Annotated in this window: 13 protein-coding genes; 3 read left to right on the top strand and 10 right to left on the bottom strand. The window is 50.9% G+C overall.

Features of this window, described 5'->3' with window-relative positions:
• Positions 1 to 380: 380 nt before the first annotated feature.
• From MKX70_RS06970 to MKX70_RS06960, 3 genes are all read right to left on the bottom strand, one after another.
• Positions 381 to 1,307 carry an AEC family transporter gene (locus MKX70_RS06970; protein ID WP_042240753.1) on the bottom strand — a complete coding sequence of 309 codons (927 nt, stop codon included), beginning with the start codon at positions 1,305 to 1,307 and terminating at the stop codon, positions 381 to 383.
• A gap of 567 nt (positions 1,308 to 1,874) precedes the next feature.
• Positions 1,875 to 2,357, bottom strand: a complete 483-nt coding sequence (greA, locus tag MKX70_RS06965; RefSeq protein ID WP_042240755.1) for a transcription elongation factor GreA — start codon at positions 2,355 to 2,357, stop codon at positions 1,875 to 1,877.
• Between the two features lie 169 nt (positions 2,358 to 2,526).
• Complete coding sequence (locus MKX70_RS06960; protein ID WP_340839749.1) at positions 2,527 to 3,990, bottom strand: DHA2 family efflux MFS transporter permease subunit; 1,464 nt, start codon at positions 3,988 to 3,990, stop codon at positions 2,527 to 2,529.
• A gap of 259 nt (positions 3,991 to 4,249) precedes the next feature.
• Between MKX70_RS06960 and MKX70_RS06955 the strand changes: the two genes are divergently transcribed.
• From MKX70_RS06955 to MKX70_RS06945, 3 genes are all read left to right on the top strand, one after another.
• On the top strand, positions 4,250 to 4,687 hold the full coding sequence (locus MKX70_RS06955; protein WP_340781666.1) for a MarR family winged helix-turn-helix transcriptional regulator: 438 nt from the start codon (positions 4,250 to 4,252) through the stop codon (positions 4,685 to 4,687).
• An 88-nt stretch (positions 4,688 to 4,775) separates the two neighbouring features.
• The gene (locus tag MKX70_RS06950) at positions 4,776 to 5,945 is read left to right on the top strand and encodes an ATP-grasp domain-containing protein (RefSeq protein WP_340839748.1); all 1,170 of its coding nucleotides are present in this window, start codon (positions 4,776 to 4,778) and stop codon (positions 5,943 to 5,945) included.
• Between the two features lie 13 nt (positions 5,946 to 5,958).
• Complete coding sequence (locus MKX70_RS06945; RefSeq protein WP_340839747.1) at positions 5,959 to 6,708, top strand: esterase family protein; 750 nt, start codon at positions 5,959 to 5,961, stop codon at positions 6,706 to 6,708.
• A 66-nt stretch (positions 6,709 to 6,774) separates the two neighbouring features.
• Here the strand turns inward: MKX70_RS06945 and MKX70_RS06940 are convergent, their stop codons facing one another.
• The 7 genes from MKX70_RS06940 to MKX70_RS06910 form a co-directional block, all read right to left on the bottom strand.
• Entirely contained in the window at positions 6,775 to 7,062 is a 288-nt protein-coding gene (locus tag MKX70_RS06940) for a DUF6509 family protein (RefSeq protein ID WP_042240761.1), read from the bottom strand.
• 124 nt (positions 7,063 to 7,186) lie between these two features.
• Positions 7,187 to 8,284: a 23S rRNA (adenine(2503)-C(2))-methyltransferase RlmN gene (gene rlmN, locus MKX70_RS06935; RefSeq protein ID WP_042240763.1), complete on the bottom strand. Its 1,098-nt coding sequence runs from the start codon at positions 8,282 to 8,284 to the stop codon at positions 7,187 to 7,189.
• Between the two features lie 193 nt (positions 8,285 to 8,477).
• A complete protein-coding gene (locus MKX70_RS06930) occupies positions 8,478 to 9,797 on the bottom strand; it encodes a polysaccharide deacetylase family protein (RefSeq protein ID WP_052416794.1) in 1,320 nt (439 codons plus the stop codon).
• A gap of 5 nt (positions 9,798 to 9,802) precedes the next feature.
• The gene (locus tag MKX70_RS06925) at positions 9,803 to 10,525 is read right to left on the bottom strand and encodes a hypothetical protein (RefSeq protein ID WP_042240764.1); all 723 of its coding nucleotides are present in this window, start codon (positions 10,523 to 10,525) and stop codon (positions 9,803 to 9,805) included.
• 330 nt (positions 10,526 to 10,855) lie between these two features.
• A complete protein-coding gene (locus tag MKX70_RS06920) occupies positions 10,856 to 11,212 on the bottom strand; it encodes a nucleotide excision repair endonuclease (RefSeq protein ID WP_197073008.1) in 357 nt (118 codons plus the stop codon).
• A 108-nt stretch (positions 11,213 to 11,320) separates the two neighbouring features.
• Positions 11,321 to 12,289, bottom strand: coding sequence for an NAD-dependent epimerase/dehydratase family protein (locus MKX70_RS06915; protein WP_340839746.1), 969 nt, complete (start codon positions 12,287 to 12,289; stop codon positions 11,321 to 11,323).
• A gap of 403 nt (positions 12,290 to 12,692) precedes the next feature.
• A complete protein-coding gene (locus MKX70_RS06910) occupies positions 12,693 to 13,241 on the bottom strand; it encodes a TetR/AcrR family transcriptional regulator (protein ID WP_042240770.1) in 549 nt (182 codons plus the stop codon).
• Positions 13,242 to 13,790: the final 549 nt, after the last annotated feature.

Genomic DNA, 13,790 nt, shown 5'->3' with positions numbered 1-13,790 from the left:
GTTCCGCCAGGTGTCCAGCACGCATTATAACTGCTATATACGGCACACTTAAGATTTGAATTTGAAGCTTGGTCGTCACTGCGCTGAACATTTGGACTTCCGGCCGTTGTTGTCCCCAGATTCACATGATTCGAACCGCTTTTCGCGGTAGAAATCCGGTGACAAAGCGGTCGCTATCGCTCCTACAATTCCAAATTCCCCCTCCGCTTTGTTTTTGCTTTTCGTTAATTTCTTTAGTGCTTCTTAATATAATAGTAGAAGCTCCCGCCTTCACACTCTGAAGGGGGAGCTTTTTGCTCTTACTCTTTGCTCTTACTCTTTACTCTTTACTCTCATTCTTTACTCTTCGCCCCTTTGCCCTTACGTTGCCTGCTCTGTCTCTACCCGCCCACCACAGCAATCAACACTGGGAGAGCCAGGAAGGACGCCAGCGTAGTCCAGACAATACAGCGCGAGACCAGCGCAGGCGAGCTGCCGAAGCGTTCGGCCAGCACTACGGAATTGACGGCTACCGGCATCGAGGCCAGAATCAGCAGCACCGAGAATAAGGTGCCCGTAATATTCAGCGCAAGCAGCACCAGCGCGGCCAGCAGCGGAGCCAGCAGCAGCCGGACGGTCAGCCCCGTCCAGAATGCAAGCTGCACGTTGCGCTCCGTATGCGCAGCCCGGACCTTCACCATCTGTGCGCCGAGGATCGCCAGCACTACCGGCGAGTACGCTCCTGCGGCCATCGATAAGCCCGAAGCCAGCTCATGCGGCATATGCAGGCCGAGCGCCCGTAGCAGTAGGGCCACCATGGCTGCATAGATGGCCGGCAGCGAGAAGACCGACTTCACGGCGCTGCGCACCGAGAACTGTGATCTGGCGGCAAAATACACGCCGATTGTATTCACAATCACCATCTGGGCGATGACATAGACCGAGGCCTTGTCCAGGCCAAGCTGGCCGAAGGCCAGCAGCACCAGCGGCAGACCGTAATTGACGCTGTTCGTGAAGGTGGAGATGAGCGTCAGGCCGGCGGCTTCCGGCGGAGCCAGCTTCAGGATTTTGCCGATCAGGGTAGCCAGCCCCCATAAGAGAAACAGATTCAGCAGCGAGAATGCGAGCGTCTTATAGACATCATCGAACGAGATATCCGCCGTAGCGAGCGTATCCAGAATAATCGCCGGACTGAGAAAATACAGGTACAGCGTCAGCAGGGGCTTCGTGTCGAGATTCTTATAACGTCCGAGCAGCGCCCCGGCGGCCACCGGAATGGACAGCGGCACAATAACCTCCACAAGTGTCGATAGCACAGTCTGAATCACAAGCCAGGACCCCTCTGTTCTTTAGTTACTCCCTACTATAACTCCCCCGGCAGGGAGCGTCTAAGACACGGAATCAATATCCTTAATAGAAACTGCCTATGGCAGCCCGCCGCTTGCAGTCTTTGCAACAAATTCCGCCCGAAGGGCAGAATCGGCACCTTACCAAGGGATAGATTAGACCTTACTCCCCCGCCCTGCCAAGGTGCCTGACATTCACCTGGAAGTGACGGCATAGCATCCCACACTGAGGCAATAGTTGGAAAAACGTATCTTAATTCGGCTTTTTATGATCCTTTGCCGCAATTAAGTGGATTAACGTCATTTAATTTCCTGCCTTTTCTCTATTCTGATTTATATGCAGCCTATTAAGTGCTGATTTTCCAACTATTGTCCGGCAGGTAATCTTCCGCTCATAAGCAAGTGGAGAAATTCCATCTATTTCGATCCACTGGCTCTACCTCCACCACCGGTTATCAGGCGCAGCGTATAAATTCATATCTTTAGACAAAAAATCCTGTACCCTTATTAAAGCAGGGTACAGGATTTAAGAATTACAGGATTTAAGGTTTACAGCATTTTAATCTCAAGCAGCTCATATTTGATGACGCCCATCGGGGCATTGACGCTGATAATGTCGCCCACTTTTTTGCCGATCAGCTCTTTGCCGAGCGGACTTTCGTAAGAAATCTTGTTGTCCAGCACATCAGCCTCTGCGGGACCTACCACTCTATATTCAATCTTTTCGGAGTATTCCACATCATTCAGAATAACGATGCAGCCCACGCTGACTGTGCTCAGATCCATATTGCTGGAATCCACAATCTGCGCCTTGATCAGCATCTTCTCCAGAATCATGATCCGTGTCTCCATGAAGGATTGATCCTCCTTCGCGGAGTGGTATTCGCTGTTCTCCTTCAAATCGCCGTAGCTGATCGCCAGCTTAAGCCGGGCCGCAAGCTCCTTGCGCCCTGCTCCCTTAAGTTCTCTCAGCTCTTCTTCGAGCTTGGCTAACCCTTCTTTCGTCAAAAACACTTCGTCATTGTTGGACATATTTACAACTCCTATTATTTGCTCGCTTTATTGTATTCTAACTCATATCCGCCCAACATGCGAAGAGAAAGCGCTACAATGGAGAACTTCCACTAGGACCGGCAAGAATCTGGCGTGGCGGGTTTGCTGTGTATCTGGCGATAACTTCAGTAGCCGCCCGCCTTCTGCTTCACGCGTCAGCCTGCGACGCAGGAGCTGCCGCAGCCTTGCCGTCTCCGCTTCTCAGCAGAAAGGTCAGCGGAATTGCCAGCAGGCCAACACCTGTAGCGATCAGGAAAATATCCTGTACGCCCAGGGTCATTCCCTGCGCCTTGATCAGTGCACCTGCCGCAGAAGCTCCGCCGCTGAGTTCCTGCTGATGGGCGAGTGATCTGGAGGCGAGCAAGGAGCTGAACACGGCAATGGACAACGCGCCTGTAGCCTGGCGGACCCAGTTCGTCACAGAAGAAGCATGCCCCGTGATCTGCTTGGGTACGGCTGACATCCCGGCATTCGTTACCGGCATGAAGGCCAGGGCAATGCCAACATTGCGCAGGGCCATCAGCATCGCCACACGGGTATGTGTAACGGCCAGCGTAATATGGCTAAGCTCCCAGGTTGAAGCGCTCAGCAGCAGAATACCGCTGAGAATGAGCCAGAACGGGCCAATCCGGGAATACAGCTTGCCGACGGCCGGCGACATGACCGCCATCACGATTGAGCCCGGCAGCAGCACCAGCGCCGTCTTCAGCGGAGTGGATTGCTGGATATCCTGCAGGAAGACCGGAATTAAGAAGGTCCCCGAGTATAACGCAACAGTAATAATACAGTTGATGATCAGACTGTAGGTGAACCGGTTATGCTTGAATACCCTAAGGTTCAGCAGCGGCTCCTGCAGCGACAGCTCCCGGCGGATGAAGTAGGTTAAGGCCGCTGCGCCAACCAGCAGCAGGGATAAGGTCTTCCATGAGGTCCAGCCCCAGGCATTCCCCTTATTGAAGGCCAGAATAATAAAAGCGCTGCTCAGAATCACGGTCACGAATCCCGGCAGATCGAAGCTTCTGCTGCTGGCGGTTTGACGCTGGAACGGCAGGCATTTCAGCGCTACCACAATCGCGATCATGCCGATCGGCAGATTGATCATGAACAGCGACTTCCAGCCGAAGTACCCGGTGAGCCAGCCGCCGAGCGTTGGCCCGAAGGCAGGACCCAGCATGGAGGACAGGCTCCAGAGGCTCATGGCGAAAGCCTGCTTCTCTTTCCCGATAAACTGATAAATCATCGTCATCGTCGTCGGGATAATCAGCCCCCCGAATATTCCCTGCAGGGTCCGGAAGATAATCAGGGAATGAATACCCCAGGCCACGGTACACAGCCCCGAGAACAAGGTGAAGCCTGACAGGGCAAACACATAGAGATATTTATAGCTCCACTTGTCGCCGAAATACCCTACGACCGGAGCAATTACGCCGGTAGCCAGCAGATAACCCGTAATCATCCATTGCACTGTGCTGATCTCGGCATGGAAGTTTTTCAGAAACACCGGGAACGCAACGTTAATCGTTGTTGTACTGAGAATAGCCATGAAATTACCGAAAAAGATGGCCAGAATAATAAGCCAGAATGATGAATTTTTTGCCGTCTGATTACTCAAGTATGCTCTCTCCTCTGCACTGCCACCACTATAAACCTTAGCTTCACACTAATATAGGTGTATGATACAATCAATTAAATATATGTGTATTATACAACTATGCCCTTGAAAGTCAATGTGACTTATTTCATTACAGTTTCATTATTCATTCATAAACCACACGAAGCTTTCGCTAAGGGCTGTATTATCACTTATAATTATGGAGACATATAAGGCTGGACCTTAAGAATTACTCAATCATAAAGGACGGATACTAACTATGGCTGATGAACAGACTGATAAAAACCTCGAAACCCTGAACCATGAGCTGATTACGCTAATCCGCCTCGGTTCGCTCGATAAAAAACATGGCGGCCTGGACCGCTCCTCCTACACCCTGCTCCACCATCTGTCGAACCACGATAAGGTAGGCGTTAAAGCGCTCGCCGAAGAATTCGGCCTCGATACCTCTACCATCAGCAGGCAGACGAGCGTCCTTGAGGCGAAGGACTATGTAGTAAAGGTGCCTGATCCGCAGGATGGAAGATCAAGCTATTTTCAGATTACCGCGCTGGGTGCGCAGACGTTTGCCGAGGCCCGGGATATCCGGCTGCAGCGCTATGAGCAGATTTTTGAAGACTGGTCTTCCGGGGACTGCCAGACCTTCAGCGGACTGCTGGCCCGGCTCAACCGGAAACTGCAGCAAAAGCCAGACTAAGGATTGACGAATAATGACGAAACTGGTAGATTGAATTAATCATACAATTTAACTCGGAATTATATTTTAGCCAAAGGGGCTGGTCCGCATGAATTTTATCTTCTTTTCCCCGCATTTCCCTAAGAACAGCGCTGATTTCTGTACCCAGCTGCAGCAGCAGGGGGCGACGGTGCTCGGGATTGGCGATGCCGAATATGACCAGCTGGAGGACAAGCTGAAGTCGGCACTCACAGAGTATTATAAAGTAAGCAATCTGGAGAGCTACGAGGAGATCCTGCGGGCCGTTGCTTTTTTCACCTATAAATACGGTAAGATTGACCGCTTCGAGTCGCTGAACGAATACTGGCTGGAGCAGGATGCCGCCATCCGCACGGATTTCAACATTTACGGCACCAAGTCCGATTTCGTCTCCAACCTGAAGCAGAAGTCCAAGATGAAAGAATTCTTCCATAAAAGCGGTGTAAACACCGTACAGTTCTCCACCGGGACTACGCGCGAAAGCGTGGAGAGCTTCATCCAAAGCGCCGGCTTCCCGCTGGTGGTTAAGCCCGATCTCGGCTCCGGTGCCAGCAATACGTACAAGATTAATAACGAAGAGGAGCTGCAGCACTTTTTGGACACCAAGCCGGAGGATGTAGCCTTTATTATTGAGGAATTCATCGATGGCGTTATCCTCACCTATGACGGGCTGGTGGATATTGACGGTAATGTGCGGTTCGCGGTCAGCCACCTGTTCGAGAATAGTGTCATGGAAGTCGTCAACACGGATAACCACCTCTATTATTTCTGTCTGAGAGATATCAGCCCTGAGGTAGAAGAGGCCGGGAAGAGTATTCTGAAGGCTTTTGACATCCGGGAACGGTTCTTCCATATCGAGCTGTTCAAATCACATAAGGATGGCCGGATCATTGCCCTGGAAGTGAATATGCGTCCCCCGGGCGCCTGGATGACCGATGCCATTAACTTCGCCTACGATGTGGATGTCTATAAAGAATGGGCCAGCATGATCGTACACAACGAGGTCGGCGGTCCTTACGAAGGCAAATATTACGCTGGCTATGCCAGCCGCAAAAGTCATAAGCATTACGCTCACAGCCACGAGGACATCTACCGTGAATTCGGCGGGAAGATTGTGAATTATGCCGAGATCGAAGAGGTATTCAGCAGAGCCATGGGCAACAGTGCGTATCAGTTCCGTTCACCCGAGCTTTCGGAGGTCAGGGACATCAGAGGTTATATTCACCAAGAAGAGGGATAGGATGTGTTAACGGATGAGGATAAGCTACCATAAGGAGTACAGCCACAACCTGGGCAGAGACATGGAATATAAAATATACGGCCACGCCGGTAAACCGATGCTCGTCTTCCCCACTTCGCTTGGACGCTTTTATCAATATGAGGATTCGGGCATGATTGATACGCTCTCCTCCTTCATTGAAGCGGGCAAGCTGCAGATTTGGGCCTGCGACAGTATTGATGAAGAGACCTTCTTCTCCACTCACTGGAATAATGAGGACCGGGTCCACCGTCATGAGCAGTATGATAAATATATCGCGCATGAGCTGATTCCCGGCATCCTCCACCAGAGCAAGCAGAACAACGGCGGGGCCGATCAGCGCATTCTGATCTCAGGCTGCTCTATGGGCGCTTATTACAGTGCCAGCTTCTTTTTCCGTTATCCGCAATATTTCGATACCTTAATCGCCCTGAGCGGCGTCTATTCCACCTATTATTTCTTCGGCGACTATATGAGTGAGCAGATCTACCTGAATTCACCGCTGCATTATCTGCCGGGACTGACGGATGATTATTATCTGAACCAGTACCGCAGCAGCAACATCATCGTCTGCGTCGGACAAGGCGCGTATGAGGACGAAATGCTGCATGAGACCCGGCTGCTTCAGGATGTGCTCGGACGCAAAGGCATTCCCGCACGGATCGACTACTGGGGGCATGATGCCGGTCATGACTGGCCGTGGTGGAACAAGCAGATTCATTATTATGTGGAAGGCTGCTTGTAACACTTTATAGAAAAAAAAGGAAACTGCTAGGTTCAGCAGTTTCCTTCCATTACTTACAGCCGAGTCTTATTCAGGCAAATGCTCTGAACAGAACAGAACCAGTGCTGCTTCCTCGTCTTCTTCCATATCGAAATCGAGCAACTGGCCTGACGAGGTTTCCTGCAGATCGTAGCTGACAATGCTTGTCTGCTCCTCTTCCACTTTAACAATCACACGGGCGGAAACTCCGTTCTCTACGTACAGCTCATCATCCTCAGGTACATCAATATTAACGACGAATTCATATCTCTTGCCGCTTAGTATACCAAAAGGATCTCTTACGTTCTCCACGGTGTAGCTTGTAAATGTCAACAAGTCGCATTCCTCTTTTCTCAATTCACTGCTGCCAGATTATTGTAACACAGGGCCGGACAAAAAGAACGGTGCGAAGTGAATCCATCACCGGCACCGTTCTTATAATATCATTCAGAAGCTGCATTTATCCTACAATGGCGCTGCCAGTCTCCGCTGCTTTGCCCTTGGTCTTCTTGATCTGCTTGCTGCGAAGCTGTCCGCAGGCCGCATCAATATCGACTCCATGCTCCAGCCGGGTGCTGACGCTGACACCCTGCTTCTTCAGCGTGTCGAAGAACGCACGTACGGATTCCCGCTCGCTCCGCTGATACTGGCTATGCTCATCTACCGGATTATACGGAATCAGGTTGACATTCGCCAGCTGACGCCGGTCTCCGATTAACTCGGCCAGCTCCAGAGCATGCTCCTCACGGTCATTGATATCCTTCAGCAGGATATACTCCAGGGTAATTCTCCGGTTGGTCTTCTCCAGATAATAATCAATCGCCGGCATTAACTTCTCTATAGGAATGGCACGGTTGATCTTCATGATCTGTGTCCGCAGCTCATTATTCGGCGCATGCAGGGAGATCGCCAGATTGACCTGCATATTGGCGTCAGCGAATTCTCTGATTTTGTCAGCCAGACCACTGGTGGATACGGTAATGCCTTTGCCGGCAATGGCCAGACCCTTGTGATCCTTGATCGTAATCAGGAAATTCAGCAGATGCCGGAAATTATCGAATGGCTCACCAATGCCCATTACGACTACATGGCTGACCTTTTGTCCAAGACCGGCCTGATCCAGATCAAGCTGGACCTTCATAATCTGCTCGACAATCTCGCCGCTGGTGAGATCGCGGCTCTTCGCCAGCAGCCCGCTTGCGCAGAAGCTGCAGCCGATATTGCAGCCGACCTGAGTGGTAACGCAGACGGACAGACCATACTTTTGCCGCATAAGCACCGTTTCAATCAGGTTGCCGTCCTGTAAGCGGAACAGGAATTTGACAGTGCCGTCAGCCGATTCCTGCTTCACATGCTCTTCCATCGTCTGAAAGACATAATGCTCTTCCAGCAGCTGTACACAGTCCGGGTTCATCCCCGTCATTTCTGCAAAGCTGGTAACCCGCTTGCGGTATAGCCATTCCCAGACAGCAGATGCACGGGATTTCTTGTGCCCATGCTCCAGCAGCCAGGCGGTCAGTTGTTCCAAAGTCAATCCATAAATGGATTCTTTATTCATTTCATATCCTCTTTTCAAAACGTTAAAGTTCAATCAATCTATTCTACCTTGCGGGGGACATTAGCAACAACAATAACTTATTGTCTCAAATTTTGTTTATTAAAACAAGGGGAAACACTGCCGATTCCGGGTCTTTTCCGTGCACATACGCAGAAAAAGCGCACCCCTCCATCCGGGATACGCTTCCTGGTTTTTATTTGAAGACGGCGAACTTTAGTCCCTGTGCCTGAAGATACTCAATGATCTCAGGAAGCGCCTGGACCGTAACTGCTTTCTCGTGCAGCAGATAGATGCCGCCGGACGGGTCCGTTGTATGGAAATAACGGAGGACCTGCGGGGCATTATCGGCTTTCCAATCCTCGGTATCCCGGTTCCAGAGCAGCAGCTTCATATGCTGCCGCTTCGCTTCAGCGGCCAGTTCATCGTTGACTGCACCATAAGGCGGACGGAAGATCGTTACCGCCGAGTTCATGTTCGACTCCAATTCCCGGCTGGCCCGCTCCAGATTCTTGCGGTTCTCCTCAGGGCTGTTCCGTGTCATATCACTATGATCCCAGGAATGGCTGCCTACTGGCATACCATGCTCATTAGCATAGCGGACCTCTGCCGGGCGGCGGCTGGCCTTCTGTCCAATAAACAGGAAGTTCGCCGCCACACCATACTCGTCCAGAATATCTACAATCTGCCTTGTGTACTGCGAGGGCCCATCGTCGAAGGATAAAGCCACATAACCCTGAGGCAGGCTGTATTCATAGCTATTCCCGTCCAGTTCTATCTCTTCAACCGCAGTCTCCGGAGCAGCTGCAGAGGTATCTTCCGGAGTATCTTCCGGGGCCTCTTCCGGGACTGCCGGGACTTCGCTGCTCTGGTAGGCCACCGTCTGGACCGCCGGTATAACATTAATAAGGGGACTGCTGCTGACGTCCGCAGCTACGGCCGATTGTACAGAAGCAGCTACGGCCGATTGCACCGGGTCCTCATGGGCTTCTGCACTGCTGCTGAACAGCTTCCCGTCCATGCGCAGCAGGAACAATGCGATGAGGCAGCTGAACAGAATGCCGCGCAGCAGTATAGCCCGGGCAGGCCGCAGGCTGCGGCTGCGCCTCACATGCCCAGGTTTGTGATGATGCAATTCAAGTGACGGTACATGAGCTGCAGGCCCGGGCTCAGCTGGACGTTCTTCCTCCTGCCGCGCCTTCACAAGCTGCGAGGCATACTCCTCGGAGCAGCCATAATACAGCGTTTCGCTAAACGTCTGGTTCATTTTGATCAGGGAGCTGAAGAAGCTGCGGCGGAAGGGGTCCCATTTGGGATAGAGAGACAGACGCACACGCTGACCCGCGAAGGGACCAAGCATACTCAATTGCACATATGTATATTCATCGATGAATAGTATTTGGCGGGCGGAACCGCTGCTGTGGGTTAAACCTACCTCCATCTGATAGACGCCCTGCCTCTGCTCAAGGGACAGCAGCTCTACCATCCGAGCAGCGATCGCCGGGTGCACTGGCATAAATCCTATGTATCTCCGTTGCTGTCGTTACGCTCTGCCGGCGGAGTGTTTCCGCTAAAGGGTACGGTCATGCGGTTGGTGAAATCACTGATCATGCTGGAGAGGTAGGTTTTCTCCTGCCGGACCGTATCGTATTTCTGCTTCAGGTGACTGTTCTCTGTCTCCAGGCGCCCGATCTTCTCTTCGAGCTCATTCATCCGCTTCAGCTTCTCGGAGATGGCATCATTATGTTTTTGTACAAGATTGGCATATTTCTGCTGCTCCAGATCAATAGTGCTCTTGAGCTCATCCATTTCCCCGGATAAGGTCGTGTGCAGCTCACGGTAATCCTCCAGCACCTGGTCCACCTTCAGATTCTTCTCCACCAGCTTATGCTCTAGCTCCAGAATGCTCTTCTCCCGCTCTTCAATTACCTTGTTCAGGTTCCTCAGATCCCGTCCCAGCCTCTCCACATGACTGCTGGAGTGATTCAGCCGGTCCTGCAGCTCATGGTTGTTCGTTTCAGCATGCGCTCTCGCCTGAATCATCTGTTCTACTGCGAAGATCAGGTCCAGCGACTTTTTATCCAGCTGCGCTTTGCCGACGGACACGAGGGCGGGAGCACTTTCAGCCTTCTCATAATTATCGCTATCTTCGGGCGGAAGTTCGGCCAGTTGAACCTTTTGAACCATACCCGGTTTGGCCGGTTTGTCCACAGCTTCTTTCTTCTTAAAAAACGGAGCCGCCATCTATAGAATCACCTCATTATAAATGTCAAAATATGTCGAGCATGTACGTGTTCATTATAGTTGATTTAGCGGATACGTTAGTGAGCCTTAATATCTAACTTTACTAAATGTATCCAAAGGCCCAAGTCGCGCCTTCCAGCTGCTGCCCGGCTCATTTCAAGACGAATCACCCCTGCCATTTGTACTGGATGTTCCCGTAAAATAAGAACTGCAACGCGCCTGATAATCCCGGATTATGCCTGCGTGTTGTCATAGCACCCTAGAGCCAGAGCAAATTCCTGAACAACAAAAAAACGCAGTCTGCAGAGACCACGCTTTTCATCCAAACTATTATTTATACAGTACCTTCTCCACATTGTATTTCGCCTTAAGCTTGTTCACAATGTAAGTCTCATAAATTTCTCTGTCGACCGGGTCTTCCACGATGCAGACTTCAATCTTGGTAACTTCGTCACGGTGTGGCTTCATGACCGATACGTTATCTTCGAAGTGCTTCTTGATCCGCGGTCTCAGTTTGCGTGCCTTGCCTACAAACAGCAGCTCATCCTTGTCATTGTAGAACATGAAGATGCCGCCAGCTTCGCGGGTGATCAGGTGAAAATCCGTAAATCCGTAAATATGGCTGAGCACAGGGTTCTCCTGCTTAAAAATAGTAACTTCCGGTGCCGGAATGGTAATGCTGATCATTAAGCTCACTTCCTCATTGTATATAGAAATAAATAGTATCACAGATTGGGAAACCTGACTATTTCTATCTTCTGCAGATAACCTGTGTTTTATGAGGGGGAGTTACACTTATTTGGCTGCACGGTTCTGGAGGGAATGGATCGTCGCTGTTATCCCCTGTTCAAAAGACGTGGCCGGAACCGGCCCGGCTAACCGCTCGTATTTCGCACCGCTGAGCCGCAGCGGCTCCTTCGTCAAATACAGCATCTCGACAATCTCTTTCATTACCGGTACAAACAGGCCGAGCAGTGACAGACCTGCTGCGCCTAAGGGGATAACCACTTTCGAGCTTCCGGCCGCTTCGCGGGCAATCCGGACGATCTCTTTGCCGGAGATCACGCCGGCTCCAGGAATATTCCAGTTCTGCCCGTAGGCCTCCTCGCGGAGGGCAAGCTCCACCATCATCACTGCCGCATCCGGCAGATAGACGTATTCACGCGGAACATTCATGTTACCGATGAACATCGCAGGTCTACCGGCAGCTATGGCTTCCAGCGTTGATCCGAGGTAAGAGGCTTCATTGGCCGTGGGGCCGTAATAATCCGGCAGGCGGACAATCATTCCCTTCGTGCCGCTCCAGCGCGGGCTGAAGAACATCCGCTCGAATTCCAGCTTTATTTTCCCCTTGCGGGTATGCGGATTCTTCGGATAGTTCTCGGCAATCGGCTGCTCATCCACTCTTCTGCCATACGGATAAATCCCGTCCACAGCCACTATCTTCACCCCCAGCCGGTTCGCGGCCTCCATCACAGCTTCACCCATCGGCAGCAACTTCTCGGCCATTTCGTGATAGGGCACCGATGCACTGTGAAAAATAACATCAGCCCCACGCGCGACCTTAAATACATCATCCGCACGGAACACATCACCGGTCTGCAGGCTCAGCCCTGCCGGATTCCCCAGCTTGGCCGCGAGCTGTTCCAGCTTCGGCATGGAGCGCCCAAAGGCTACAGTCTCGATCCCTCTTCGAAGCAGCTCGGCAATAATCACCGTTCCTGTCCCTCCTGTTGCTCCCAGTACCAGCGCTTTATTTATCATTTGAAATTCCTCCTGTTAGAATGAATTGTTATTGATTATTAATCACAATTAGTGATTGATCACTAACTATATAATAAATTTAAATTGTATATAGCTTAGCTTAAAGCGACTCATTGAAATTATCTTATTCATGGCCGCTTACCTGCGCTCAGAATGAAAATGATGGACACCTAACACTATTTAGTTTCGTTCAAGCTTTGCTTGTTCTTTGCTTGTTCTCCATTGCATTGTTGGTTATTGATCAGTCACTACTTAAACTTAAAAAATGATGATCCGGCTGGATCGGGGATTATGCGGCTGACTCTTAACTGTCGTGCTTACCTGTTGCTCTGAATATTGCTTAATCCACCTACTCCGCTCGATGCACAGTTACACCCGATCATCCTGCAGCCCGCACCGATGCTTACAGATGCTTCGGCTTCAGCTCCGGCATTCCCAGCGTGAGGGCGATATTGCAGAGCATACCGTTAGCCATAAAGGTGCTCACCTCCACCTCAGGATGCGCAAACCCTGCTGCCGAGAACTTGCTCTCCATCAGACGGGCTACCTCCAGAATTCCAGCCTGCATCGACTGGCGGATAGCTTCATCCCGGATGCCGATGGCCTGCACCTGTAGAATAATCTCATTCGGATGGGTCTCCATCAGTTGCTCGTATACCTGAATGGCCTCTGCAAGTAACTGGTCTGCAGGAGCCTGAAGCCCTGAGAAGGTGCGGAGAATCCGTTCAAAAGCCCGCTCCAGCGCAGCTATAAACAGCTCCTCCTTATTCTTAAACAGCTTGAAGATATACGGCTGGGATATCCCCACCTTCTCGGCCACCTGCGCGGTTGTAGCCCGGTAATAGCCATGCTCTGCAAACACAACCACAGCCGACTCCAGAATCTGCTCCCTGCGGTTTACCGGAACGGCCTCCTCTCCTCTGGAACGGATAGTGCCCGATTGCTTGTTCATATAGGTCTCCATTTCTGCCGGAATGATAGGTGATCGTTTGACTGTCTTTTGGTTATTGATCAATCACTCTCTTATTTAGCAGTATATACTTCAATCTTTAAATAATCAACCACAGTCTGAAAAATAATAATTACTGAACAAAATCTCCCGGAAGGCGAATCAGCACCAATCAGCACCTCTCTAAGGTTAATTTAGACCTCACTCACCGTTCCCGGCTAATCCCCCTTTGTATTATCAGCTGCAAATATCAGCTGCGAAAATGGAAAATTAAGGTGATACACCTCCACTTCCTAATTAATTGGATAGACGTATCTTAATTCGGATGTTTCGGAGTATTCGAGGTAAGCAGTTGGATAAGTGCAATTAAATTTGATGTATTTCCTCCGTTCTGATCTATTTCAGCTTATTAAGTGCTGATTTTCCAACGCTTTCCTCGTAAGGGCTCCTCGGTTCATGAGCAAGTGGAGAAAAAGCAACTATTTCCGGCCGTCATACAGCCAAGCCCTTTCCCCTTGACAGCTGTGCAGCCTGAATTGCGCTTTGCCGGAC

The organism is Paenibacillus sp. FSL R7-0312, from assembly GCF_038004445.1.
GTDB lineage: Bacteria > Bacillota > Bacilli > Paenibacillales > Paenibacillaceae > Paenibacillus_AQ.
This window is presented reverse-complemented; position numbering and strand designations above follow the sequence as displayed.

What these genes read in the sequence shown, in the direction of transcription:
- greA (WP_042240755.1), bottom strand. Translation starts at nt 2,357, where the DNA reads ATGTCCAACAATGACGAAGTGTTTTTGACGAAAGAAGGGTTAGCCAAG.
- MKX70_RS06955 (WP_340781666.1), top strand. Translation starts at nt 4,250, where the DNA reads ATGGCTGATGAACAGACTGATAAAAACCTCGAAACCCTGAACCATGAG.
- MKX70_RS06950 (WP_340839748.1), top strand. Translation starts at nt 4,776, where the DNA reads ATGAATTTTATCTTCTTTTCCCCGCATTTCCCTAAGAACAGCGCTGAT.
- MKX70_RS06945 (WP_340839747.1), top strand. Translation starts at nt 5,959, where the DNA reads ATGAGGATAAGCTACCATAAGGAGTACAGCCACAACCTGGGCAGAGAC.
- rlmN (WP_042240763.1), bottom strand. Translation starts at nt 8,284, where the DNA reads ATGAATAAAGAATCCATTTATGGATTGACTTTGGAACAACTGACCGCC.
- MKX70_RS06930 (WP_052416794.1), bottom strand. Translation starts at nt 9,797, where the DNA reads ATGCCAGTGCACCCGGCGATCGCTGCTCGGATGGTAGAGCTGCTGTCC.
- MKX70_RS06925 (WP_042240764.1), bottom strand. Translation starts at nt 10,525, where the DNA reads ATGGCGGCTCCGTTTTTTAAGAAGAAAGAAGCTGTGGACAAACCGGCC.
- MKX70_RS06920 (WP_197073008.1), bottom strand. Translation starts at nt 11,212, where the DNA reads ATGATCAGCATTACCATTCCGGCACCGGAAGTTACTATTTTTAAGCAG.
- MKX70_RS06915 (WP_340839746.1), bottom strand. Translation starts at nt 12,289, where the DNA reads ATGATAAATAAAGCGCTGGTACTGGGAGCAACAGGAGGGACAGGAACG.
- MKX70_RS06910 (WP_042240770.1), bottom strand. Translation starts at nt 13,241, where the DNA reads ATGAACAAGCAATCGGGCACTATCCGTTCCAGAGGAGAGGAGGCCGTT.